Origin of the sequence: Streptomyces sp. NBC_01460 (assembly GCF_036227405.1) — a bacterium.
Taxonomy (GTDB): Bacteria; Actinomycetota; Actinomycetes; order Streptomycetales; family Streptomycetaceae; genus Streptomyces.
In genome coordinates this window covers 7,688,153-7,711,634 of sequence record NZ_CP109473.1, presented here as the reverse complement: position 1 = coordinate 7,711,634, position 23,482 = coordinate 7,688,153, and the positions used below count along the sequence as shown (strand labels likewise).

The window sequence follows — 23,482 nt, the reverse complement described above, 5'->3', positions numbered from 1 at the left end:
GGCATCGGGTCAGTGGCGGGCATCGGGTCAGTGGCGGGCGTCGGGTCAGTGGCGGGCGGCAACGGCCCGGTCGGCGAAGTGGCAGGCGGGTCCTTCGTCGCTCGCCACTGACGGCACCTCCCCCGCACAGCGGGCCTGTTCGGCCTCGCCGAGGGTGGGGCGCAGCGGGCAGCGCGTACGGAACACGCAGCCGGAGGGCGGGTTCGCCGGGGTGGGCAGGTCTCCGCTGAGGCGGATCCTGCGGCCCCGGTCGGCGTCCGGGTCGGGCTGGGGCACGGCGGAGAGCAGGGCCCGGGTGTAGGGGTGGCGGGGGTGGTCGAAGACTTCCCGGGTCACTCCGCTCTCCATGACCTTGCCGAGGTACATGACGGCGACGCGGTCGGCGAAGTGCCGTACGACGGACAGGTCGTGGGCGATGAAGAGGTACGAGACGCCGGTGTCGGCCTGGATGTCCTGGAGGAGGTTGACGACCTGCGCCTGGACCGAGACGTCGAGGGCGGAGACCGGCTCGTCGCAGATGATCAGGCGTGGTTCGAGCGCGAGGGCGCGGGCGATGCCGACGCGCTGCTTCTGCCCGCCGGAGAACTCGTGCGGGAACCGGTTGTAGTGGTCGGGGCGCAGGCCCACCCGGTCCATCAGTTCCCGTACGCGCGTCTTGATCCCGCCGGCCGGGTCGATGCCCTGGGCATGCAGCGGGGCGGCGATGGCGGCGCCGACCGTCTGCCGGGGGTTGAGGGACGAGGTGGGGTTCTGGAACACCATCTGGACCTGGCGCCGGTACTCCTGTGCCTCGGCCCGCTTCATCGCGCCGATGTCGCGGCCGTCGAGGCGGACGGTGCCCGAGGTGGGTTCGAGGAGGCGCATCAGCAGCCGCCCGGTGGTGGACTTCCCGCACCCCGACTCGCCGACGATACCGAGGGTCTGTCCCGCGCCGACGGAGAAGCTGACACCGTCGACGGCCTTGATCGGGGCGCCGCCGCGGCCCATCAGGCCGCCCCTGCCCGGGAAGTGCTTGGTCAGGCCGTCGGCCTCAAGCAGCGGGGTCTGCTCGGTGGTGGTCATCGCGCGGCCTCCTCGGTGGTGTCGCCGACGGTGTCCCCGGTGGTTCTCCCGGCGACGGCGAGATGCTCCTGGTGGCACCGGGACGGATGGTCGGCCGCCTCGGCCGTGACGAAGGCCGGCCGCTCGCTGTGGCACAGCCCGTCGGGCACGAGGTGGGTCTGCGGGCAGCGGTCGGCGAAGAGACACCCGGTGGGCAGCGCGGTGAGCGACGGCGGGAAGCCGGGGATGGGCCGCAGCCGTCCGCCGTTGTCGCCGAGCGTCGGCATGGAGGCGAGCAGGCCCTGGGTGTAGGGGTGGCGCGGGTCCCGGAACAGCTCGCGCACGCTGCCCCGCTCCACGCACTGTCCGCCGTACATGACGGCGACCTGGTGGCAGACCTCGGCGACGACGCCGAGGTCGTGGGTGACGAGGACGACGGCGGTGCCGGTCTCCTGCTGGAGTTCGCCGAGCAGGTCGAGGATCTGCGCCTGCACGGTGACGTCGAGAGCGGTCGTCGGCTCGTCGGCGATGAGCAGTTCGGGTTCGCAGACGAGCGCCATGGCGATCATCGCGCGCTGACGCATGCCGCCGGAGAACTCGTGCGGGAAGGCGCCTGCCCGCCGCTTCGGGTCGGGGATGCCGACCCGGCCGAGCATGTCGACGGCGACGGCGAGCGCGGCCTTGCGCGACACCTTGTTGTGGACGCGGTACGCCTCGGCGATCTGCGCGCCGACGGTGTGGAAGGGGTGCATCGCGGAGAGCGGGTCCTGGAAGATCATGGCGATCTTCTTGCCACGCCAGGTCCGCATCCGGTCCTCGGACAGGGAGTTGAGGTCGGTGCCGTCGAGCAGTATCTCGCCGGTGACCTGTGCCCGGCTCTCCTTGAGGAGGCCCATCAGCGCCTGGCTGGTGACGGTCTTGCCGGAGCCGGACTCGCCGACGAGGCCGACGGTCTCGCCCCGGTTCAGGGTGAGGTCCATGCCGTTGACGGCGTGCACGAGTCCGTCATCGGTGGGGAAGGCGACGCGCAAGTCGGTGATACGGAGCAGCGGTTGCTCGGTGGAGGTGGACATCAGGCGGCCCTCACTCGCGGGTCGATGACGGCGTAGACGGCGTCGACGACGACGTTGGCGACGATGATGAAGAAGGCGGCGAGCAGGGTGATCGCCATGGTCACGGGCAGATCGCCGGCCTGCGCGGCCCGTACGGCGGTGAAGCCGACTCCGGGGACGGAGAAGATCTGCTCGGTGAGGACCGCGCCGCCGAGCAGCAGGCCGATGTCGAGGCCCAGCATGGTGACGACGGGGGTGAGCCCGGCGCGGGCGCCGTGCCGGACGACCATCACGGTTCTCGACAGGCCCTTGGAGCGGGCGGTGCGCATGAAGTCCTCGCCGAGCGTATCCAGCATGGAACTGCGGGTGACGCGGATGTACTGGGCGCTGAACAGGACGGCGAGCGCGACCCAGGGCAGCAGATAGTTCTGGAACCAGCCGCCGAACCCGGCGGGGCCGAACGGTGAGCTGATGGCGTTCGTCGTGAACGGCAGCAGGTCGAACGTCGAGACGAAGACGAGGAGCAGGAGCAGACCGGTGACCGGGATCGGCAGGGACACGCCGATGGAGGCGGCGCCGACGATCACCTTGTCGGTGAGCCTGTTCTTGCGCAACGCGGCCAGCGTACCGAGGGTGACGCCCGCGACCGTCCACAGGACGATCGCGCCGACGGCGACGGAGACCGTGTACGGCAGGGCGCGTTCCAGTACGGCGGTGACGTCCTCGTTCGTCTGGAAGGACTTGCCGAAGCAGGGCCACTCGCACAGCGACTGCGCGCCGGCCGCGCCGACCGTCCGCCCGTGGAACAGGCCGGACATGTAGGTCAGGTACTGGGTGAGGAACGGCTTGTCCATGCCGAGGGCGACGCGCGCCTCGGCGACGCGTTCGGGCGTGCACTCCTGGCCGCAGGCGGCGGCGGCCGGGTCGGCGGGCCCGAACTGGAACAGGCTGAAGGTGACGAAGCTGATGACGGTCAGCAGGACGACGGTGGCGCCGAGACGCCGTAGCAGAAAGGCGGGCATGGTCACCCCTTCTTGGACACGACCGAGACGGTCGACAGGTCGATGGAGCCGAAGAAGTAACCGACTTGCGCGTTGCGGATGCGGGATCCGACGACGCTGCGGGTGACGTTCCTGATCAGTGGGACGAGCGGGTAGTCCTGCATGCCCCGGTCGAAGAGCGTCGCCCACTTGCGGCCGAGGTCCTCGCTCGTTCCGTTCTCGCCGCGCAGTGCGTACATGGCGCGCGCGATCTCCGGGTCGTGGTAGCGGGGGATGTTGGAGAAGCCGAAGGACTTGCCGTCGACGCTCGGGCCCAGGTTCGGGTCCACGGTCGTGCGCACCGAGGCGCTGTCGGCGCCGCCGCACCAGCCGCTGCGGGCGATGTCCGGCATGTTCTCGCCGGCGAGCGTCGTGTAGTAGTTCGCGGCGGGGATGGCGCGCAGTTCGAGGTCGATGCCGATCTGCTTCAGGTTCTGCTGGAGCGAGGTGCCCATGTTCTTGTAGCGGGGCGTCGCGTCGGCGTACCCGTAGACGAGCTTCTTCGGGTAGTCGCGGCCCTTGAGGAGCTTCCTGGCCGCCGCCACCCGGGGCTGCCCCGACGGGGCGAGGGCCGTGTGCTGGGTGACGTATCCGCGCTGGTCGGGGTTGATGTAGGACTGGGTGAGCTTTCCGAAGCGGGCGCCGCCGTACTGGAGGTGGATGGCCTTGCGGTCGATGGCGACGGCGATCGCCTTGCGCACGACCGGGTCCTTGATGGACTCGGTGTTGAAGTCCAGGACGTCGGTGCAGCCGATCAGCCCGGAGGCGGTGCGCCGCGCGACGTCCGCCGTGTCGAGCTTCGCCGCGTCGGACGCCTGGAGGCCTCCCGCGCTGTCGAGGGTGAGGGCCGTCGCGTCGGAGTCGGCGAGCAGTTGCTGGCTGATGGTCGACTGGGCGGTGGAGAGGCTGAAGGTGAAGGTGTCCGGCAGTGCGGTGCGGTTCGGGTCGGTCGCCGGGTCCCACTCGGGGTTGCGCACGAGCTGCATGGAGCGGCCGCGGTCGTAGTGCTTGATCTTGTACGGGCCGGTGGACACCGGGTGGTTGGTGTAGTCGAGCTTGGTGTCCTTCGCCCGGGGCACGGGAGCGGTGTTGGAGCGCGAGACGAGCGCGGGGAACTCGGCGAAGGGCTGCTTCAGCCTGAAGACGACCGTACGGCCGTCGGGCGTCTCGATGCCCTTGAAGTCACCGGCGGAGCCCTTGGCGTAGGGGCCCTTGTAGCCGTCGTCGGACAGGGCCGCGTTCAGTTCCTGCGGCGCCTGTGTGTAGACGTCGCGGGCGTAGGTCCGCTCGACGCCGTACTTGACGTCCTTGGCGGTGATCGGTGAGCCGTCCTCGAACGTGAGCCCCTTCTTCAGGGTGTACGTCCAGGTCAGTCCGTCCTTGGACACCTTGCCGAGATCGGTGGCGAGGTCGGGGACGATCTTCGGGGGCTTGCCCGCCTCCTCCTTCGCCATGGTGAGGGTGCGGTAGTAGAGCTGGCCGACGTTGGCTGTCTGGACGTAGTTGCTGTTGCCCGGGTCGAGGGTCTGGAAGTCGGTGGACATCAGGACGTTGACGTTGCCGCCGCGGGTCGTGTCGCCCTCGCCGACCTTGACGGCCTCGAAGGCGTCGGCGGGGGCGCGGGAGCCCGAGCCGGCCGCGGGCTTGGGGCCACCGCACGCGGTGAGGGTCAGTCCGGTGGCCGCCGCCAGGGCGAGCGCCGCTGTGGTGCGTCGATTCACTGCCGCTCCTGGTTTTCCTGGTGGTGCCGCCCGGGGTCAGCCACGGGAGGACTTGGGGTCGAGGGCGTCGCGGACCGCGTCGCCGAGCAGGTTGAAGGCGAGGACCGTGATCACCAGGGCGCCGGCGGGGACGGCGAGGAACCAGGGGTCGGTCAGGTACCAGTTGCCGGCCTGGGCGGCGTTGAGCATCTGGCCCCACGACGGGGTGGGGTCCTTCACTCCGACGCCGAGGAAGGAGAGCGCGGCCTCGGCGGTGATGTTCGTGGGGATCATCATCGTGGCGTAGACGAGGACGACGCCCATGACGTTGGGGACGATCTGGCGCAGGATGATCGAGCGGTGCGAGGCCCCGTAGGCGCGGGCCGCCTCGACGAACTCCTGCTCGCGGATGGACAGCACCTGGCCGCGGACGACGCGTGCGAGATAGGCCCAGCCGAAGAAGCCGAGGATGATCACGAGCGAGGCGATCGGCAGCAGGCTGCCGTCCCCGAGCGCCGTGTCGCCGAGCCGGGACTGCAGGATCGGCGTGAGCGAGAGCACGAGCAGCAGGTGCGGGAAGGCCAGGAACAGGTCCATGATCCGGCTGATCACCATGTCGACCTTGCCGCCGAAGTAGCCGGCGGCCGCGCCGAGCACGGTGCCGAGGACGACGGAGACGGCGGTCGCGAGCAGCGCGATGATCAGGGAGACCTGAGCGCCGTGCGCCATGCGGGCGAAGAGGTCGCGGCCGAGGCCCGGTTCGACGCCGAGCCAGTGGTCGGCCGACGGGAAGCGGTAGTAGGACAGCGGGAGTCCTGGCGTGCCGTAGTCGTCGAGGACGTCCGGGCTGGTACGGGTGGTGTAGGGGTCCTGGCCTTCGATCGCGGTGAGCAGCGGGGCGAGCGCCGCGAACAGGATCATGAGGACCACCACGGCGAGCGCGGCAAGCGCGATCCTGCTGCGCCGGATGCGCAGCCATGCCGTGCCGAGCAGGGAGCGGGCGGCGATGGCGGGCGGGGCCGAAGTCGCCGCGGACGGCGGGGAGTCGGGCACGCCTCCGGCATCGGCGTCGGAGGGCTGCCGCGCGGGCAGCACAGGGGAATCCGTCACGTCGGGAGATCCGTTCGGCGCTCGGGGGAAGGTTGGCCGGACGGTATACCAAGAAGTCACTGGCGCGAAAGAGGTGACCAGTTATTGGTATACCGAAGCATGCGACCAGTGCTGATACCGGGGCAATTCATCAGAGTCGGACTTTCGGTCATCACGATGACCCGCCCGCTCTTCCGCTTCGGTATACCAACTCGTACGATCAGGAACCCGACGGACGGTGAGCCGCACGCGTCCGCGGACACGGCCCCCAGGAGGCACCATGCGCACCCGCTGGCGCGCCCGGCACATCCTCGCCCACCAGGGCGGCGGCCACGCGCTGCTGCGGGACGGCGAGGTGGTGTGGGAGGACGACACCGTCGTCTACGTCGGGCCGCGCTACGAGGGCGCGGTCGACGAGGAGCGCGACCTGGGCGAATCCCTGGTCATGCCGGGGCTCATCGACCTCGACGCGCTCACCGACGTCGACCATCTCGTGATCGACTCCTGGGCCGGCCCCGAGCGGGGCAAGGGCCTGCAGTGGTCGCTCGACTACTTCACCCACCGCCGCCACGACGTGTTCACCCCGCGGGAGCGGGCGACGATCCGCGCGTACGCCCTCGCCCAGCTCGCGCTGCACGGCATCACCACGTTCATGCCGATCGCCTCCGAGGTGCACAGCCGCTGGGCGGAGCCTTACGAGGAACTGGTCGACATGGCGCGGACCGCGCGTGGGATCGGACTGCGCGGATACCTCGGTCCCGCCTACCGGTCGGGCGTCAACGTCGTCCTGCCCGACGGCACCCGCGACGTCGCCTTCGACGAGGAGGAGGGCCGTGCGGGTCTGCGCGACGCGGTCCGCTTCCTCGACCATCTCGCGGAGCTCGACGACCCGCTGCTGACGGGCGTCCTGCTGCCCTGCCGCATCGAGACGCTCACCGAGGAACTGCTCGGCGAGACGGCACGGATAGGGCGGGAACGCGGCGTCCTGATCCGGCTGCACGCACTCCAGGGCCTGGTCGAGCGCGACATCATCCGGCGCCGGCATGGCCTGTCGTCCCTCGGACTTCTCCAGAAGCACGACCTGTTGAACCCGAATCTGCTGATCCCGCACACCGTCACCATCGACCGGCACCCCTCGGTGCACGGTGAGGACCGGGGCGATCTGGCGCTGCTCGCCGGCAGCGGCGTCTCGGTGATCCACTGCCCGCAGACGTCCCTGCGCTACGGCGAGATGCTGCACTCGTTCCGTGCGTACCGCGAGGCCGGGGTGAACCTGTGCCTGGGTACGGACTCCTTCCCGCCGGACCTGATCCGCGGCATGGACGTCGGTGTGCACCTGGCCAAGATCGCCGAGGGCCGCTCGGACGCCGCACCGGCCGAACAGTACGTGGAGGCTGCCACCCTGGGCGGTGCCCGCGCCCTGGGCCGCGACGACCTGGGCCGGATCGCGCCCGGCGCCCAGGCCGACCTGGTCGCCTTCTCGCTCGACGACATCCGCGACGGCGTGCTGGACGACCCGGTACGGACGTTCCTGCTCAACGGCACGGCACGGCAGGCGACGGACTCGGTCGTCGCGGGCCGCCCGGTCCTGGTGGACGGCGGTCTGCCCGGGATCGACCTGGAGGCCCTGCGGCGCGACTCCCAGGCGCTCTTCGAGCGGATGCGGGCGGCCTACAGCGAGCGCGACGTGGAACGCCGCGATACGGCCGAGCTCTTCCCGGCCACCTTCCCGGCGTTCCGCGCTCCGGAGCGGGAGGCCTGTGCGTGACGCGCGTCGAGGCGGCCGAACTCCCCGGCTCCCATGTGGCACGCACCGAGGATCTGATCAGGACCGGCATCCACTCCGGGGCGTACCTGCCCGGCGCGCGGCTGCGTGAGCGCGAACTCGCGGAGGCGCTCGGTGTCTCGCGCGTCCCGGTGCGCGAGGCCCTGATGCGGCTCGCCACCGAGGGGCTCGTCGTCCTGGAACCGCGGCGCGGCGCGCGCGTGCGCCGGCTCACCCTCCGCGACGTCGACGAACTCTTCGACCTGCGGCTGAGTCTGGAGGTGTTCGCCGCGCGGCGGGCGGCCGAGATCGTCGCACGCGGCGGTTGCCACGACGTGTTGCGCAAGGTGCTGGACGAGGCCGGGGCGGCGACCGCGCGCGGGGACGCGGCGGGCATCGCGGCCGCGAACACCGCCTTCCACGCGGAGCTCATCACCATGACCGGGAACCGGCTGCTCCAGTCCTCCTTCCAGCCCTCCCTGGGCCTGATGCACTGGCTGTTCCGGCTCACGGGCACCGAGCGCGGCGCCGGGCAGCACTGTGCCGAGCACCGGCAGATCTGCGATGCGATCGGCGCCGGCCGCCCGCGCCTCGCCGAGGCGCTGACGTTCTCCCACATCGACATCCGGCGCGAGCCCGTGATGCGGTCCCTGGCCCGGACGCTGCCCGCGGACTGATCCCGGACATGGATGGCGGCCTGCCGAAGGTCGCACTCGGTAACGCCTTCTTCCCGTACCCGCGCACGCGCGTGCCGATCCTCCGACCGGAGGGTGAGGGTGACGGTGCCTCTCAACGTGACGAGGCGCTCCGTACGAGCCCTGGCTTCCCTCACGCTCGCCCGATCGGGCTGTCGGCGCTCACGGTGGCGGGAGAGGCTGCGAGACCCCCGGAGGCGGCACGTCCCAGGGTCTACGGGCACCGGGTCAGATTTCACATGCCGTGCATGGAACGGCACGCTCTGCTCCCTCTAGGCTCCGGGCATGGCAGCAGAAGGAATGCTCGCTGCTCGCCGCCATGTCGATTTCGGCAGGCTGGCGAGCGCGCTGTGTACGTCAGCCGCAGCGTGACCGCCCTGGCGAGGCAGCCTGTCGCTCGACCATGTTCCAGCTCCTGTCCGGCGATCGTCGCGGCAGTGAGCCAGTTCTGATCCGGTCGGCCCGTGCCCTTTCACCCTCGCTGCGGGGTCCCTGCTCGGCGCCCGGCCTCCCGAACGCCTGAAGCCCCTCCCCTTCCTGCTTCCCGCAGGAACGGCGCTATCCGTGCGGGCGCGCGATGTCCATGAGTTCCGCGTTTCGGGACGCGGTTCCGCGCCCCGCTGTCTTCTCGATGGACCACAGGAGGAAACGATTCATGAGTAGCAACGACAGCCCCCGGGTCAGTCGGCGCGGCTTCCTCGCCGGCACGGCGGCGGCGGCCGCCACGGCAGCCGTTCCCGCCCTGACTCAGCGCGCCGCCGCCGACTCGGCGGCGGCCGTCGCGGCCCGCCCCAACATCCTTCTGATCGTCACCGACGACCAGCCCAAGCAGACCGAGTGGGCGCTCCCCAGAACAGTCGACTGGCTTGCCGGGCACGGCGTCACATTCACCCATGGCCATGTCACCACTCCGCTCTGCTCCCCGTCGCGGTCATCGGTGCTGTCCGGCCAGTACGCCCACCATCACGGCGTGCGGAACAACGGCGCCTCGTACCAGCTGGACCAGAACACCACCCTTCAGCGTTACCTCAAGCAAGCGGGCTACCGCACCGGTCTGTTCGGCAAGTTCCTCAACTCCTGGACGCTCGCCCAGAACCCGCCGCACTTCGAGGACTTCGCGCTGCTCCAGCCGGGCTACGTCGACGCCAGGTGGAACGTCAACGGCACGGTCCAGACCATCAACGGCTACACCACCGAGATCATCAAGAACCGGACGCTGAACTTCCTGGACAAGGCCGCTTCCGACGACCGCCCCTGGTTCGCCTATGTCACTCCGTACGCCTCGCACGGGCCGCGCACTCCCGAGGCCAAGTACGCCGGGACGGCCGTGCCGGAGTGGAACGGCCGTCCCTCCGTCCCCGAGGCCGACCGGAGCGACAAGCCGGCCTACGTCCAGAACGCGACCGGAACCCTGGCCGACGGCCGGCGTATCCGCGCGGAACAAGGGCGGGTCCTGCGGTCCGTCGACGACGCGGTGCAGGCGTTCAAGGACAAACTGACGGCCCTCGGGCAGCTGGACAACACCCTTGTCATCTACATCGCGGACAACGGCTTCGGCTGGGCCGATCACGGCTGGACGAAGAAGTCCGTGCCCTATCGCCCCGCCCATGAGGTTCCGTTCTACCTGTCCTGGCCGGCCGGGGGCCTGGGAGCGGGGACCACCGACGACCGCATCGTCGCCAACATCGACATCGCGCCCACCGTCCTCGACGCGGCCGGAGTGGTCCCGGGGCACGCGCAGGACGGACGGTCGCTGCTCACTTCGTACAGCCGGGATCACCTGCTCGTCGAGTTCTGGAAGCAGGGCACCGCCGCGGGCGGGCCGCCGACCTGGTCGTCCTACGTCGCCAAGAACAAGCAGTACACCGAGTACTACGACCTCACGACGGATGCCGACGGCAAGGTGTCCGGCACGGGGCGGCTGAAGTTCCGGGAGTACTACGACCTCGCGGGCGACCCGCACCAGCTGAAGAACAGCCTTCACCAGGCGACCCCGCAGGACGAACAGAACCTCGGCATACCCGCACTGGCGGCGCAGCTCGCCGCCGACCGCGCCGCCTGACCGGGCGCAAAGCCCCGGCAGGGGCCCGCAGCGATGCCTGCAGGCCCCTGCCGGACCTCTATCGAAGGAGCTCTGTGTCCTCCTCCTGCTGCACACCGGGCCACGACACCCCCACGATCGTCGCGACCGCCGTCGCGCCGCCTCCTCGACGGTCGGCATCCGTGCTCCGCGTCCGCAAGCGACTGATCGACCTTCCCGGCGGGCGCTTCCTGATGGGCACCGACGACCAGGACGGTTTCCCGGCCGACGGGGAGGGCCCGATCCGTGAGGCCGAGACCGCACCCTTCGGTATCGCGCCCACAGCCGTGACCAACGCCCAGTTCGCCACGTTCGTCAAGGCGACCGGTCATGTGACGGAAGCCGAGCGATTCGGCCTCTCCTTCGTCTTCGCCGGTCTCCTGTCCGACGAGCTGGCCGCCTCATCGGATTCGGTGGCGGCAGTTCCGTGGTGGCGAGCGGTGCCGGGCGCCGACTGGAGGCACCCGGAAGGCCCGGGTTCCTCCTTCGCCACCCGGCAGAACCATCCGGTCGTACACGTCTCGTGGAACGACGCCCAGGCGTACTGCGCATGGTCAGGTACGCGACTGCCGACCGAGGTGGAGTGGGAGTACGCGGCGCGCGGCGGACTGGAGCAGCAGCGCTACCCGTGGGGCGGCGAACCGACGCCCGGCGGGCGCCCTATGTGCAACATCTGGCAGGGGGATTTCCCCAACCACCACACGCGTGAGGACGGCCACCTCGGCACGGCCCCGGTGACGTCCTACCGGCCCAACGGCTACGGCCTCTACAACGTCGTGGGCAACGTCTGGGAGTGGTGCGAGGACTGGTTCACCCCGGACACGGCCCGGGTGATGCGCGGTGGCTCCTACCTGTGCCACGACTCGTACTTCAACCGCTATCGCGTGGCGGCACGGAGCTCCAACACGCCGGAGAGCTCGACGGGGAACATCGGCTTTCGCGTGGCGGGCTGAGAACGTGGGCGGCCTCGAAGCACCTGGGCCTCCAGCCTCGGATCCGTCGCGTCTCAGAGGTTGCGGTCCAGGAACTCACGGATCTCGACGGTGGTCCACGGCCCGGCGCCCAGCGCCACCGCCTCCCCCTCCTTCAGCAGGACGCAGGACGGGGCTCCGGTGATGCCGTACCGCCCGGTCGCCTCCGGACAGCGCGCGATGTCGGTCCTGACGGCCGTCAGGCGGCCCGCGTACTCCTCGGCGATGCCGCCCACGACGAGGTCCATCGCCCGGCAGGGCTCGATCGCCTTGGGCCATGTCCCGATGAAGTACGCGAGGACCGGCTCTCCGCTCATCCTGAGGACGAAGTCGAACTCCGCGTCCTCACGGGGCTGGTGGACCCGCTTCACCATGGAGGCTCCTGACCTCGTGTTTCCGTATGCGACCCCCATCATCCCCCGCGCGGCGCCGCCGGCTCACACGGACACCCGGCACGGCCACGGCAGCCGCCCTGCCGCCCCAGGCGCCGGGATGTGCCATGAGCCGTTCACGTCACGGGACCATCGCGCGGGAAGTGATCCGGGAGTCACGTCCTGCGGTCCGCGCCGAGGGCGCCCGGCCCCCTGACGACGTGTGATTGACTGATTCGCATGGCCCCCGCCTCCCCGTCCGCCCGTGCGGCCTCGACCGCCGGTCCGGCCGCGGCCACGCGGCCCCGCAACCGCAGGCAGCTCATCGTCGGCGCGGCCGGGCGGGTCTTCAGCGAGCGCGGCTACCACGCGACGTCCATGGAAGAGGTCGCGGCCGGCGTGGGTATCACCGCGGCCGCCCTGTACCGGCACTTCCCGAACAAGTACGCGCTGTTCGCCGAATGCGCAGACGTCATGGTGGACGGACTGGTCACCGCACTCGACGAGGTTCCTTCCGGGGCGGCGTTGACGGACGTGCTCACCGCCCTCACCCGGATCACCGTCGTCCATCGTGCGTCGGGCGGCGTGTACCGGTGGGAGGCCCGGTACCTCAGCCGCGAGGACCGCCGGCGTCTCGGCGCGAAGTTCGCCCGTCTCGTCGAGCGGGTCGACGAGGCGGTGCAGCGCGAGCACCCGCTGCCCGACGAGCACCTGCGGGCCATGGCGGCCCTCGGCGCGATCGGCTCCATCACGATGCATCACACGTCCATCGCCCCACGCCGGGCCGAAGACCTGCTGCTGGCGTCGGCGCTGGGCGTGGCCGGCTGCGATCCGGCGGCAGGACGGCGGAGCGCCCACATCGTCGTCCGGCTGCCGGCCCGGCCGGTGCCGCGCACCCGGCGCGCGGAGATCCTCGCGGCCTCCATTCCGCTGTTCGCCCGGGACGGGTTCGTCAGCGTCACGAACGGACAGATCGCGGAGGCGGTGGGGCTGACCCCGTCCGCCCTCTACCGCCATTACCCCGGCAAGATCGACATTCTGGCGGCAGCGTGCCTCCAGGCCGCGGGACTGCTGGCCCAGGGGGTGGAGCAGAGTCTGCGCGAGGTGACCGGCCCGCTCGACGCCATCGTGGCGCTGGCCGCGACCTATGTGGCCTACAGCTTCGAGTACACCGAGCTCAACAGTGTTGCCGAGGCCGAGCTCGCCGGCTTGCCCGAAGGCCTGCGGCGGCCCGTGGTCCTCGCCCAGCGGGAACACATCGCCGTCTGGGAGCAGCAGTTGCGGCTGGCCCGTCCGGAGCTGGACCCGCGCCAGGCGCGGGTGCTGGTACACGCGGGGTTCGGCGTGGCCGTCGAGGCGGGACGAAGACTCCGATGGCAGGACAGCCCCGACCATCGTGAGGCCGTGACCGCCCTGGTCGTAGGCGCTCTGGGTCTCTGAGCGGCCGTCGGAACCCGGCCCGCGCGCAGAGGCCCGCCCCCCCGGCGCACGGCTCATCCGCCGCGGGGCGGGCACCGTCGATGACCGGATCGGCGGTTCAGGCCACCCGGTTCCCGGTGGGGATCGTGATGGGCGTGGTGGTCCCGGAGGAGCCCTTGTTGAGGAACAGCATGCCCAGGGCGCGCACGAACTGGTCGAACATGTAGAAGCTGCCGGGCATGACGGGTGACAGCCCTTCACGGAACAGGATGTACGCCGGCCACGCGGTGCGGACCAGGGCCGCCGACACGTAGTCGCGCTTCAGCCCCAGCCAGTCGCCGACCTCGTTGCTGAGGACGTAGCGCACGAACTCGTTGAGGAAGCCGCGGGTGACCCCGAGGTCGATCTGCGCGGTCAGGCCGAGCAGCTCCTCGGCCAGGGCGATGCCCTCGGTCGACGGGGTGAGGATCGGGGTGAGTACCTGCGCCGACTGCGCTTCAGCGGCCGCCCACGTCTGCGGAATGTGCTCGTCGGGCACACCGAGCAGGTGGAGGGCGACCTGCCACGAGTGCAGGAACGCCTCCTGGTCCGCGGCCGGGAAGGGGACCTTCCACTCGAGCAGCTTCCGGTGCACGTAGGTGCCCAGACTGTGGAAGGTGACCAGGATGTCGGCCGCACTGATCGGGACGGTCTCGTCGGCGACCGCCCGCCAGTGCGGCGACTGCGGCAGGAGGTGACGCACCGCGGCGTGCACCACGCGTGTCTTGTTGGCGGTGACGACGAACTGCCCCGCCGGTTCGAAGGCTCCCAGCTGGGAGAGGTCGTAGCCGAACGTGAACGTCTTGGCCGCACGGTCCTGCATGTTCGCGCCGCCCGCGGACCAGTAGACGCTCTTGGCCTCACGCGGGATCACGGTGCTCATGATCCCGCTGCCGAGGCCGTACAGCATGAAGAGGTACATGTCCCTGCGCCGGTTGAAGTCCGCGGCGCGGGCCAGCTTGGTGCGATCGGCCCAGGAGGGCAGGCGGTTGACCTGTCTGAGGTACGCAGTGAAGGCGGCGGGCAGGCCGCTGGGCAGCGGATCGTCGTTGTTCACCCACGGCGCCCACGCGGCGTTGATGGCCGGCACATGGCCGTTGTCGAGCATCGAGACCATCAGAGGGTCCGCCGCGTCGTCCCAGATCCACGCCGGGCCGGTCCCCGCGGCGGCTCCCTTCACCGAGCCCGTCGACGCCCACGCCTGGGCGGGGTTCGCGACGCCCACGAGGCCGAGCGCGACACCTAGGGACAGAATGTTTCTCCTGCTGAGATTCTCCATTGACTTACCTGCTCCCCTGACGGGCCAGATGGCTCTGAGTTGCCTTCGCAGACATGCAAGTCGGCTGATCCGTGTGAGACAGAGCGTGCCCCACGGATGTGATTTTCGATTAACATAGCGAGGCGTGTCGCCGTCGGCAATGGTGCTGACCGAGGGGCTCGTCGCCAATGTCACCCCACAGCGGGCCGGTTTCCCTCCGATACGACCTCGGGGAGTGCTCGACTCGGCACACCTGACGCATGATCAGCGGAGCACCTCCACCTCCGGCCGCCGATGCGTCGTGATCAGTTGCGTGAAAGTCCTCCTCGTGGGAGCAACAGGGACCATCGGCAAGGCTGTTGTCGGCACGCTGGGCGCCTCGCATCAGGTGCTGTCGCTGACGTCGCCCAGGCCTACGTCTTGCGTGGAAGGCGCGATGCAGTGGCCAGATGCTCCGCCTTTGAGGAGCGGCGCCCTGACGCACCGATCCAGCCGACGGACACGAACACGCCATAGGGTGGACCGCGTGACCGACAGCGCCCTCCCGCACTGCTCACGCGCTCGCGCAGCCCTCCGTTCGACGTGCCACCTCCGGGTGCGATCTGCGTGAACCGCGCGCCTCCCGCGTTCCGCGCCGGCTCGCGGGCAGTAGCTCGTAGCTCACGCCGGAGGGGTTGCGGGTTCTGGCGTCACCTCGTACACGACGGATCGACAAACTCCCTCGACACACGCGGCCATGACGCGTTGTGATGGCGCCGTCAGGATCCGAGATCCCGCCCGGCGCGGCGGGTCGACCACAGGAGGCGCACCCTTGGCGACCGAGACCCCCGAGGTGAAGCAGACCGTCGGGCCCACCGGGACGGGTCGGCCTGACATCGACGCCCCGCTGGTCAGACGCCTGGTCGACACGCAGTTCCCGCAATGGGCCGAGCTGCCCCTGACGTTGCTGGACCCAGCCGGCTCGGACCACATGATCTACCGGCTGGGCGAGCAATTGTCCGTTCGGCTGCCGCGTCACCCCGGGGCTGCCGGACAGGCGAGAAAGGAGTCCGAGTGGCTCCCCCGGCTCGCCGCGCACCTGCCACTCACCGTGCCCGCGCCGATTGAGGTCGGAGAGCCCGCCTTCGGCTACCCGTGGGGGTGGGCGGTGAACCGCTGGCTGGACGGAGAGGTGGCGAGCGTCGACGTGCTGGCCGAATCCCCGGAGGCCGCTGTCCTGCTGGCCGAGTTCCTCACCGCACTCCAGCGCTTCGCCCCCGAAGAGATCCCGGCCCTCAGTTCCCGCGGCGACCTCACGGCCGGGCCGTTGGCCGACCGGGACCGCGCGACCCGTGCCGCCATCGCCAAGACGGCCGGCCTGTTCGACGCGGCGGCGATGACCGAGCTGTGGGACGCGGCGCTGGACGCCCCCGGCTGGGACGGCCCGGCGGTCTGGTTCCACGGCGACTTCCACACCGGCAACCTGCTGACCCTCGACGGCCACCTCAGCGCGGTCATCGACTTCGGCGGGCTGGGCGTCGGTGACCCCTCCCGCGACCTGATGATCGCCTTCACCTTGATGTCGGCCCGGAGCAGGGCTGTCTTCCGCACGGCTCTGGGCGTCGACGACGCGACCTGGGTGCGCGGCCGCGGCTGGGCCCTGGCCACCGGCCTCAACGCCTACACCACGTATGCCGCCGTCAACCCCCACGTCGCCGAGCAGACCACCCGCCAGATCACCTCCGCCCTGGCCGGGTAGGACCTGGCCGGGCAGGACCTGGCCGGGTAGGGTCTGGCGGCCATCCCGGCGTCCGGCACCTCCCGTGGGCGTGCCGAGATCCGGCGCAGCGGGAATCACATGTAAAAAAACCTGGCAGATGCGAGCACTTCGGTACTCATAAGCTTGCATATGCGAGCACATCACACCTATCGTGACCTGTATGCAGTTCTACACGATCGGTCAGGCAGCACGGCTGCTGGGCGTGAGCCCCGACACCGCGCGCCGGTGGGCGGACGCGGGCAGAGTCGCCACTCACCGTGACGAGGGTGGGCGCCGGCTCATCGACGGCAAGGACCTGGCCGCCTTCTCGGTCGAGATCGCCGGCAACGGCGGAGAGCCCGACGTCTCGTACACCTCGGTCCGCAACGCCTTTCCCGGCATCGTCACCGCAGTGAAGTTGGGCGATGTCGCGGCCCAGGTGGAGATCCAGGCCGGGCCTCACCGACTGGTCTCGCTGCTCACACGTGAGGCCGTGGAGGAGCTGGAGCTGGAGGTCGGCATGGAGGCCACGGCCCGCGTGAAGTCGACCAGCGTGCACATCGACCGGTCCTGACGGAACACGGCACGGCCTTCACCCTTCTCGGCGCGCATGCCCCGCAGGCGTATCAAACGGTCCGCGAGGTCCGCGTCGCCGCCCGGCCTCCGGTGCGGAACACCGAGGCCGGACAGAGATACCCACCGGCGCGCCCTGAACGCGGCGGGGGTGGCGGCGGGCGGGGACACGACGGGGCCGCCCGTCCGGAAGAACGCGCGGGCCGGGATCCGGCCCTCAGGTCCTCGACGTGTAGCGGCCGTCCAGGTGGATGGCGTTGATGCCACTGATGTGTCTGGCCCCGCAACGGTCCTGGGGAAGGACCAGCTGCGGGCCCGCGCGGTCGAGCGGGGTGTCGTCGATGCTCACCGCGAGGAGGACGGGAGCCTGCCCGAAGTCCGGGTCGATCTCGGCCCAGGAGAGGAGGACGTGATGGCCGTCCGCCCCTGACAGGGCGATGAGGAACCGCAGCCGGTCCTTGCGTCGCGCGGGGTCGAAGCCCGGGCGGGCGTCGTGCAGGACGTCGTGCAGGAGCGGACCCGTGAAGCGATGGTGCCGGGTGCCGCTGGTGGCGCATTCGAAGCTGACCCTGGCCTGGTGCTGGGGCCAGGCCAGCAGATCCGGCACCCTCAGCCGGGCAGGACGTGCGAGGTCGCCGGTCAGGGCGAGCTCCGTCACCGGATCGGCGGCCGTTCCGGACCGACTCACGGGCTACCACCTCCCGGGGGACCGTACCCGCCTGGGCGACCCGTACAAACGCACATGCCCACCCCAACCGCAGCAGATCCCGCTCATGCGAAGCAACAAGTGACTTCCGCCTTGAATCTGCGGCAGTATGATCAGCGCATGCACGCCACCGGACCGGGCCACCGGACCGGGAAGCAACCGCCCCTCGCCGCATCGTCACCGGAGTGATCCTCGGGGACGTACCGGCCCAGGTGGGGCCCCGCGCGGGGCCGTTCCGGAGGGTGGCCATGTCCGGCGGTGAAGCGGCGAGGAGCTGAATACAGCGCCCCACGTCCCGGCAACAGCCGTGATCGAGCCGGCCGACGCGGCCGTCGGGAGAGCGAAGAGGGTCCACCGGACCCCTCCGAAGGCCCCGCCGGGTCCTTCGGGAAGACATTGCAGACGGACTCTTCGGAAGAGTCAGAGGGAGTGGACCCGTGATGACCCGTTCCGTGCACCGGACCCTGCGGATGGCCGGTGCAGGCGCAGCCGCGCTGCTGGCACTCAGCGCCTGCTCCTCGTCCGACGACTCGTCCTCCGCGTCGGACACCTCCGCCTCCGCGGACGCTTCGGAGAAGCTCTCGGGCACGGTGACCGTCTTCGCCGCCGCCTCGCTCAAGGAGAGCTTCACGACGCTGGGGAAGGACTTCGAGAAGGCCCACCCCGGCACGAAGGTCACCTTCAGTTTCGGCGGCAGCGACAGCCTCGCCGCCGGCATCACGGGCGGCGCGCCGACCGACGTCTTCGCCGCCGCCAGCGCCAAGACGATGGCCATCGTGACGGACGCGGGCGACGCCGCCGGCACGCCCGCCACGTTCGTGCGCAACCAGCTGGAGATCGCCACCCTGCCCGGCAACCCGGACAGGATCAGCACCCTCGAGGACCTCACCGGACCCGGCCTCAAGGTCGTCCTCTGCGACAGGACGGTGCCCTGCGGGGCCGCCGCCCAGAAGGCCCTCGACGCCGGCAAGCTGAAGCTCACCCCGGTCTCCTACGAGCAGGACGTCAAGAGCGCCCTGACGAAGGTCGAGCTGAAGGAGGCCGACGCGGCCGTCGTGTACAAGACCGACGTGAAGGCCGCGGGTGACAAGGTGGAAGGCGTGGAGTTCCCCGAGTCCGCCAGTGCCGTCAACGACTACCCGATCGCGCTCCTCAAGGACGCGCCCAACCCCGCGGCCGCCGAGGAGTTCATCGCGTATGTGCAGTCCGCCGAGGGCCAGAAGGTCCTGACGGCGGCCGGCTTCCTCAAGCCGTGACCGACCCGAACAAGTCCGGCACCGCGGCCCGGACCGTCACGGGTGGCGACACCCGCGACGGCGGGCCGCTGCGCCGGCGTGTCCGGGCAGGTGCCCGGCGCGGGGTGCCCCTGCCGCTCCTGGTGCCCGCCCTGGTCGGCCTCGTGTTCCTCCTGCTGCCGCTGGTCGCCCTGCTCGTACGAGCCCCCTGGCGCGACCTGCCGGATCAGTTGACCAGCCCGGAGGTCTGGGACGCCCTTCGGCTCTCCCTGATCTGCGCGACCTCGGCCACGGCTGCGAGCCTGGTCCTCGGAGTGCCGCTTGCCTGGCTGCTCGCACGCACCGAGTTCCCCGGCCGGGGCCTCGTGCGGGCCCTGGTGACGCTGCCCCTGGTCCTCCCCCCGGTGGTGGGCGGTGTAGCACTTCTACTGGCGCTCGGCCGCAACGGGGTCGTGGGCCAGTGGCTGGACTCATGGTTCGGCATCACCCTGCCGTTCACCACCGCGGGCGTCGTGGTCGCGGAGACGTTCGTGGCACTGCCGTTCCTCGTCATCAGCGTGGAGGGCACGCTGCGCGCCGCCGACCCACGCTTCGAGGAGGCCGCGATGACCCTGGGCGCCTCGCGCTTCACCGCGTTCCGCCGGGTCACCCTGCCGCTGATCATGCCCGGTATCGCTGCGGGTTCCGTCCTCGCCTGGGCCCGCGCGCTCGGCGAGTTCGGCGCGACGATCACCTTCGCGGGCAACTTCCCCGGCCGTACGCAGACCATGCCGCTGGCCGTCTACCTCGCGCTGCAGAGCGATCCGGCCGCCGCCATCGCGCTGAGCCTGGTGCTGCTCGCCGTGTCCATCGCGGTCCTCGCGGGGCTGCGGGACCGCTGGATGACGGTCTCATGAGCCGCCCCGCTCCCTCTCCCGGAGCCCGCACCTGCCCCGCCCCACCTCCCACGGTCCGTGCCGGACCGCCCGACCGCTGGATGGCCGCCTGATGACCCGTATCGCCCCGGAGCCCGACGCCGGCAGCGCCACGGCCGTCGGCGTGGACGCTCATCTCGTCGTGGACCGCGGGTCCTTCCGCCTCGACGTGGAACTGACCGTCGCCCCCGGTGAGGTCGTCGCCCTCCTCGGGCCGAACGGGGCCGGCAAGACCACGGCCCTGCGGGCCCTCGCGGGTCTCCTCCCCCTGACCGGCGGCCATCTGCGCCTCGACGGGGCCCTGTTGGACGGTACGCCGCCCGAGTCCCGCCCGGTCGGTGTGGTCTTCCAGGACTACCTCCTCTTCCCTCACCTGACCGCCCTCGACAACGTCGCTTTCGGCCCCCGCTGCCAGGGTGCCTCCAAGACGGAGGCCCGCGCCCAGGCCACGGGATGGCTGGACCGGATGGGTCTGGCGGAGCACGCCGGCGTCAAGCCTCGGCGGCTCTCCGGCGGCCAGGCACAGCGGGTCGCCCTCGCCCGCGCGCTGGCGACGCATCCGCGGCTCCTCCTCCTGGACGAGCCCCTCGCCGCGCTCGACGCCCGCACCCGGCTCGACGTACGCACCCAGCTCCGCCGTCACCTCGCCGACTTCGAGGCGGTGGCCGTGCTGGTCACGCACGACCCCCTGGACGCCATGGTGCTGGCCGACCGGCTCGTCGTCATCGAGCACGGGCAGGTCGTCCAGGAGGGCGCGCCAGCAGAGATCGCCCGCCACCCCCGTACGGACTACATCGCCCAGCTGGTCGGCCTGAACCTCTACGCGGGCCGGGCCGAGGGTCACACGGTACGGCTGGACGCGGGGCCCCTGATCACCACCACCGAGGAACTCACCGGCCCCGCCTTCGTCGCCTTTCCCCCGAGCGCCGTCACCCTGTACCGCGACCGTCCCACCGGGTCCAGCGCACGCAACCTCTGGCGGTGCGAGGTCGCGGGGCTGGAGACGCACGGCGACCAGATCCGCGCCGACCTCTCCGGTGAACTCGCCCTCGCCGCCGATCTGACGACCGTCGCCGCCGCAGAACTCGATCTCCATCCCGGAGCACCGGTCTGGGCCACGGTGAAGGCCACACAGACGCACGCGTACCCCGCCTGACACGGCGTCCCGAGGCCCTCCGGGTCGAGAGCTCCGCCCCTGTCCGACCAGAAGGAGCCAGAAGGGGTGAGGGGGGCAGGCTCAGGTGCGGATCCAGCCCTCGCCGACGGTCGCCTCGCGCGCGACACGACGCCACTCCCCCTCCCCTCCGGGCAGGGGCCAGGCCCAGGTCGGCTGTTTCGTGGTGTTCAGGCCGTGGAGGAGACGGGCGAGCTGAGGGCCGGCGGTGGCGGCGCCGTCCGGGACCGTGGGACCGTGGACGGCGCGGAGTTCGGCGAAGCGTGCCAGTTCGTACGCGTAGAAGCCCACAGCCTCGTCGGTACGTACGGCCAGGTCGTCTCGCGGCACCGTACGGTGCAACTCCAGCAACGGGGGCTCGACGGACTCGGCGATCGCCGCGGCGAGCCGTGCGTGACCGTCCAGGATCAGGTGGCAGTGCAGGCCACTGACCCACCACAGCAGAACGGGTGGGAGCGTCCCCTCACGGACCTGCTTGCGGTACGCCTTGACCCGGCCGTCGTCAGGACCGGGCATGGGCCGTAGCGGCAGGACCTCCCACGACGTGGAGTGGAGGTGCCAGTCGATGTATCCGTCCGGACGGCCCTCCACGAGCATCGAGTTCCAGTACTCGGCGGGCGACGTGTCAGCGGGCCGCCCGCGCGCGAACGGACTCTCGCACGACAGCAGCCATCGGCCCTCGTGCAGCGGGCTGCCCGGCGACTCGCCGAGGTACCCCGCGAAGCGGTGTGCCCACCGTTCCGGACTGCCGGACAGGGCACGCCCCTCGTCGGCGCGCAGGGGTGGGACGAACGAGCGGTACTGCTCGGTGCGCCAGAAGTCCACGCCTCCGTGGTTCTCCTCGGCAACGGCGAGCACCACGGGCCGCGCCCGCTGGGAGACGAGGAGTCGCGGACCGGCGCTGAAGACGCACAGCTCGGGCCGACGACGGTCCTGTACGTCCAGGGACAGGCCCACCCATGTGCCGTCGTCCCGTGTGACATCGCTGCGCTGCATGCCGAGAGCGTAGACGGCGGCTACGGGAGGCCGATGACGCCTGGGGCGAGGCACCTCGGAGAAGGTCGGCGCCGACGGGGCGGACCGGCGCGGGAACGGAGTTCGCCGACGCCGGAAGGCCGGACGGATCCCTGTCGGTTCCTCAGCGCCGTGCGTGGCGGATCTTCAGCCGTCCGTACCCCAGGGCCCCGGTGATCCGGATCCTCGGCCCGCTGCCGCCCGAGCCTTTCCGAGGCCTGTAGCGCGTGTCCTTCCAGCCGGTGTGCAACTCCTCGAAGTCGACGATCGCGTCGCGAGGCACCGTGATCCTGGCCTTGCCGGTACCGAGTTGCAGCTCGATGTCGACTTCCTGATGCTCGAAAACGGCGCGGGACAGGTCGAGGCGGACCTGTCCGAACGCGGACTCGACCTTGAGCGTCCGCGGCACCCGCCAGGCGCCGCGCCGCCGGATCCGACCGCCGGCGGCGGCGATGGTGGACGTGGTGTCCGCCTTCTCCTCCGGGAGCGAGGCCAGGACAGACGCGAGTTCCCCGTGCGTCCGGGCGGTGAGCACCTGGTCGAGGCCTTCGTCCATCTGCTCGTGCGAGAGGTGCCCTTCGGCATAGGCCTCCTGCAGGCGCCGCACCATCGCGTCTCGAGCGTCTTCGCCGATCTGGGACGGCAGGTCTTCCGGCAGGGAGGTCACCGCCCCACTTTAGTGCCGTGCCGCCAACGCGGGCATGCCACGTTCCGTACGTGCACGACGGTGTCCGCGCACCCCTTTGTCCGCCGGGTCGGACCGGACGTTCGGCTCGGTGCGGAACCCACGATTCCGGCGAGTCACCGCAGAGGCACCGCCCGGGCGGGTAGGCGGTGTTGCACGAACGTGTGACACGGCGAGAAGGCCGCGTACGAGTGGCCGGTGAGGTGGAGACCGATGGTGAAGCTGCTGCTGTGGAGCGTGGACCACACCCTGATCACGACCCGGGGCGTCGGGCAGGAGATCTTCGCGGACTGCTTCGAGCAGGTCACCGGGCAGGTGATGACGGAGCGGGCGGCGGCCGACGGGATGACGGAACCCGCCGCCTTCCGCCTGACCGCGGAGCTCCACGGCGTGACCGGCGACCGCCCCATGGTCGAGGCGTTCGCGCGGCTCTCCGCCGAGCAGTACGGGACCCGGGCCGCGGAGATCCGCGAACGGGGGCGCGCCCTGCCCGGGGCGGCGGACACCCTGGCGGCGGTGGCCGGCCTGGGTGATGCGGTGCAGAGCGTCGTGTCCGGGAACATCGCGGCGGTGGCCCGGGCCAAGCTCACCGCGTTCGGGCTCGGTACCCACCTCCGCTTCCCGCTGGGCGGCTACGGGGAGGACCACGAGGAGCGCCACGAACTCGTGCGCGTGGCCATGCAGCGCACGCGGAGCGCCCTGGACACGCCCCTCACGGCGGAGAGCGTGGTGTTGATCGGCGACGCACCTTCCGATGTCGCCGCGGGCCTCACGCACGGGGTACGGGTCCTGGCGGTCGCCACGGGGAACTCCACGACGACGGAGCTCAGTGACGCGGGAGCGGATGACGTCCTGCCGGACCTGACCGATCCCGCCGTACTGCTGGACGCGCTCGCGGACCGCTGAGTGCGCGACGGGACGGG

21 protein-coding genes are annotated in these 23,482 nt (G+C 70.8%); 11 read left to right on the top strand and 10 right to left on the bottom strand.

Features of this window, described 5'->3' with window-relative positions; translation table 11 throughout:
• Window positions 1–45: 45 nt before the first annotated feature.
• The 5 genes from OG488_RS34490 to OG488_RS34470 are packed head-to-tail and all read right to left on the bottom strand — an operon-like array spanning window position 46 to window position 5,928.
• A complete protein-coding gene (locus OG488_RS34490) occupies window positions 46–1,062 on the bottom strand; it encodes an ABC transporter ATP-binding protein (protein ID WP_329236431.1) in 1,017 nt (338 codons plus the stop codon).
• On the bottom strand, window positions 1,059–2,114 hold the full coding sequence (locus OG488_RS34485; RefSeq protein ID WP_329236429.1) for an ABC transporter ATP-binding protein: 1,056 nt from the start codon (window positions 2,112–2,114) through the stop codon (window positions 1,059–1,061). The genes OG488_RS34490 and OG488_RS34485 overlap by 4 nt, the downstream gene beginning before the upstream one ends.
• Entirely contained in the window at window positions 2,114–3,115 is a 1,002-nt protein-coding gene (locus OG488_RS34480; protein ID WP_329236427.1) for an ABC transporter permease, read from the bottom strand. Before OG488_RS34480 ends, OG488_RS34485 begins: the two co-directional genes overlap by 1 nt.
• A 2-nt stretch (window positions 3,116–3,117) precedes the next feature.
• Window positions 3,118–4,854: an ABC transporter substrate-binding protein gene (locus OG488_RS34475; protein WP_329236425.1), complete on the bottom strand. Its 1,737-nt coding sequence runs from the start codon at window positions 4,852–4,854 to the stop codon at window positions 3,118–3,120.
• 36 nt (window positions 4,855–4,890) lie between these two features.
• Window positions 4,891–5,928, bottom strand: a complete 1,038-nt coding sequence (locus OG488_RS34470) for an ABC transporter permease (protein ID WP_329239212.1) — start codon at window positions 5,926–5,928, stop codon at window positions 4,891–4,893.
• Window positions 5,929–6,202: 274 nt separating this feature from the next.
• Here OG488_RS34470 and OG488_RS34465 point away from each other — a divergent pair, with 274 nt between their 5' ends.
• The 4 genes from OG488_RS34465 (at window position 6,203) to OG488_RS34450 (ending at window position 11,415) form a co-directional block, all read left to right on the top strand.
• Entirely contained in the window at window positions 6,203–7,690 is a 1,488-nt protein-coding gene (locus OG488_RS34465; protein WP_329236423.1) for a chlorohydrolase family protein, read from the top strand.
• On the top strand, window positions 7,687–8,364 hold the full coding sequence (locus OG488_RS34460; protein WP_329236421.1) for a GntR family transcriptional regulator: 678 nt from the start codon (window positions 7,687–7,689) through the stop codon (window positions 8,362–8,364). The genes OG488_RS34465 and OG488_RS34460 overlap by 4 nt, the downstream gene beginning before the upstream one ends.
• Window positions 8,365–9,037: 673 nt before the next feature.
• Window positions 9,038–10,444 (top strand): sulfatase family protein, encoded by a 1,407-nt coding sequence (locus OG488_RS34455; RefSeq protein ID WP_329236419.1) that lies wholly within the window; start codon window positions 9,038–9,040, stop codon window positions 10,442–10,444.
• Between the two features lie 74 nt (window positions 10,445–10,518).
• Entirely contained in the window at window positions 10,519–11,415 is an 897-nt protein-coding gene (locus tag OG488_RS34450) for a formylglycine-generating enzyme family protein (RefSeq protein ID WP_329236417.1), read from the top strand.
• Window positions 11,416–11,468: 53 nt separating this feature from the next.
• On the opposite strand, the gene OG488_RS34445 is transcribed toward OG488_RS34450, so the two are convergent.
• Window positions 11,469–11,807 (bottom strand): thioredoxin family protein, encoded by a 339-nt coding sequence (locus OG488_RS34445; RefSeq protein WP_329236415.1) that lies wholly within the window; start codon window positions 11,805–11,807, stop codon window positions 11,469–11,471.
• A gap of 237 nt (window positions 11,808–12,044) precedes the next feature.
• On the opposite strand from OG488_RS34445, the gene OG488_RS34440 reads away from it, so the two are divergent.
• Window positions 12,045–13,244 (top strand): TetR/AcrR family transcriptional regulator, encoded by a 1,200-nt coding sequence (locus tag OG488_RS34440; RefSeq protein ID WP_329236413.1) that lies wholly within the window; start codon window positions 12,045–12,047, stop codon window positions 13,242–13,244.
• A gap of 97 nt (window positions 13,245–13,341) precedes the next feature.
• On the opposite strand, the gene OG488_RS34435 is transcribed toward OG488_RS34440, so the two are convergent.
• On the bottom strand, window positions 13,342–14,541 hold the full coding sequence (locus OG488_RS34435) for an oxygenase MpaB family protein (RefSeq protein ID WP_329236411.1): 1,200 nt from the start codon (window positions 14,539–14,541) through the stop codon (window positions 13,342–13,344).
• Window positions 14,542–15,331: 790 nt separating this feature from the next.
• On the opposite strand from OG488_RS34435, the gene OG488_RS34430 reads away from it, so the two are divergent.
• Together OG488_RS34430 and OG488_RS34425 are read left to right on the top strand one after the other, a co-directional pair.
• Window positions 15,332–16,258 carry an aminoglycoside phosphotransferase family protein gene (locus tag OG488_RS34430; protein ID WP_329236409.1) on the top strand — a complete coding sequence of 309 codons (927 nt, stop codon included), beginning with the start codon at window positions 15,332–15,334 and terminating at the stop codon, window positions 16,256–16,258.
• Window positions 16,259–16,439: 181 nt separating this feature from the next.
• Window positions 16,440–16,832: a helix-turn-helix transcriptional regulator gene (locus OG488_RS34425; protein ID WP_329236407.1), complete on the top strand. Its 393-nt coding sequence runs from the start codon at window positions 16,440–16,442 to the stop codon at window positions 16,830–16,832.
• 216 nt (window positions 16,833–17,048) lie between these two features.
• Here OG488_RS34425 and OG488_RS34420 read toward each other — a convergent pair whose 3' ends face one another.
• Window positions 17,049–17,519, bottom strand: a complete 471-nt coding sequence (locus OG488_RS34420) for a molybdopterin-dependent oxidoreductase (RefSeq protein ID WP_329236405.1) — start codon at window positions 17,517–17,519, stop codon at window positions 17,049–17,051.
• A 458-nt stretch (window positions 17,520–17,977) separates the two neighbouring features.
• On the opposite strand from OG488_RS34420, the gene modA reads away from it, so the two are divergent.
• From modA to OG488_RS34405, 3 genes are all read left to right on the top strand, one after another.
• Window positions 17,978–18,793 (top strand): molybdate ABC transporter substrate-binding protein, encoded by an 816-nt coding sequence (gene modA, locus OG488_RS34415; RefSeq protein WP_329236404.1) that lies wholly within the window; start codon window positions 17,978–17,980, stop codon window positions 18,791–18,793.
• Entirely contained in the window at window positions 18,790–19,668 is an 879-nt protein-coding gene (modB, locus tag OG488_RS34410) for a molybdate ABC transporter permease subunit (RefSeq protein WP_329236402.1), read from the top strand. The genes modA and modB overlap by 4 nt, the downstream gene beginning before the upstream one ends.
• Window positions 19,669–19,759: 91 nt before the next feature.
• Window positions 19,760–20,842 carry an ABC transporter ATP-binding protein gene (locus OG488_RS34405; RefSeq protein WP_329236400.1) on the top strand — a complete coding sequence of 361 codons (1,083 nt, stop codon included), beginning with the start codon at window positions 19,760–19,762 and terminating at the stop codon, window positions 20,840–20,842.
• Between the two features lie 81 nt (window positions 20,843–20,923).
• Here OG488_RS34405 and OG488_RS34400 read toward each other — a convergent pair whose 3' ends face one another.
• Both OG488_RS34400 and OG488_RS34395 read right to left on the bottom strand, forming a co-directional pair.
• The gene (locus tag OG488_RS34400; RefSeq protein WP_329236398.1) at window positions 20,924–21,856 is read right to left on the bottom strand and encodes a hypothetical protein; all 933 of its coding nucleotides are present in this window, start codon (window positions 21,854–21,856) and stop codon (window positions 20,924–20,926) included.
• Window positions 21,857–21,998: 142 nt separating this feature from the next.
• Window positions 21,999–22,541 carry a DUF1707 domain-containing protein gene (locus OG488_RS34395; protein WP_329236396.1) on the bottom strand — a complete coding sequence of 181 codons (543 nt, stop codon included), beginning with the start codon at window positions 22,539–22,541 and terminating at the stop codon, window positions 21,999–22,001.
• A 231-nt stretch (window positions 22,542–22,772) separates the two neighbouring features.
• Here OG488_RS34395 and OG488_RS34390 point away from each other — a divergent pair, with 231 nt between their 5' ends.
• Window positions 22,773–23,465 carry an HAD family hydrolase gene (locus tag OG488_RS34390; protein ID WP_329236394.1) on the top strand — a complete coding sequence of 231 codons (693 nt, stop codon included), beginning with the start codon at window positions 22,773–22,775 and terminating at the stop codon, window positions 23,463–23,465.
• Window positions 23,466–23,482: the final 17 nt, after the last annotated feature.

Bases quoted from the DNA above. Each gene is read 5' to 3' on its own strand.
- OG488_RS34490 (WP_329236431.1), bottom strand. From the start codon at position 1,062: ATGACCACCACCGAGCAGACCCCGCTGCTTGAGGCCGACGGCCTGACC.
- OG488_RS34485 (WP_329236429.1), bottom strand. From the start codon at position 2,114: ATGTCCACCTCCACCGAGCAACCGCTGCTCCGTATCACCGACTTGCGC.
- OG488_RS34480 (WP_329236427.1), bottom strand. From the start codon at position 3,115: ATGCCCGCCTTTCTGCTACGGCGTCTCGGCGCCACCGTCGTCCTGCTG.
- OG488_RS34465 (WP_329236423.1), top strand. From the start codon at position 6,203: ATGCGCACCCGCTGGCGCGCCCGGCACATCCTCGCCCACCAGGGCGGC.
- OG488_RS34455 (WP_329236419.1), top strand. From the start codon at position 9,038: ATGAGTAGCAACGACAGCCCCCGGGTCAGTCGGCGCGGCTTCCTCGCC.
- OG488_RS34445 (WP_329236415.1), bottom strand. From the start codon at position 11,807: ATGGTGAAGCGGGTCCACCAGCCCCGTGAGGACGCGGAGTTCGACTTC.
- OG488_RS34440 (WP_329236413.1), top strand. From the start codon at position 12,045: ATGGCCCCCGCCTCCCCGTCCGCCCGTGCGGCCTCGACCGCCGGTCCG.
- OG488_RS34435 (WP_329236411.1), bottom strand. From the start codon at position 14,541: ATGGAGAATCTCAGCAGGAGAAACATTCTGTCCCTAGGTGTCGCGCTC.
- OG488_RS34425 (WP_329236407.1), top strand. From the start codon at position 16,440: ATGCAGTTCTACACGATCGGTCAGGCAGCACGGCTGCTGGGCGTGAGC.
- modA (WP_329236404.1), top strand. From the start codon at position 17,978: ATGACCCGTTCCGTGCACCGGACCCTGCGGATGGCCGGTGCAGGCGCA.
- OG488_RS34405 (WP_329236400.1), top strand. From the start codon at position 19,760: ATGACCCGTATCGCCCCGGAGCCCGACGCCGGCAGCGCCACGGCCGTC.
- OG488_RS34400 (WP_329236398.1), bottom strand. From the start codon at position 21,856: ATGCAGCGCAGCGATGTCACACGGGACGACGGCACATGGGTGGGCCTG.
- OG488_RS34390 (WP_329236394.1), top strand. From the start codon at position 22,773: ATGGTGAAGCTGCTGCTGTGGAGCGTGGACCACACCCTGATCACGACC.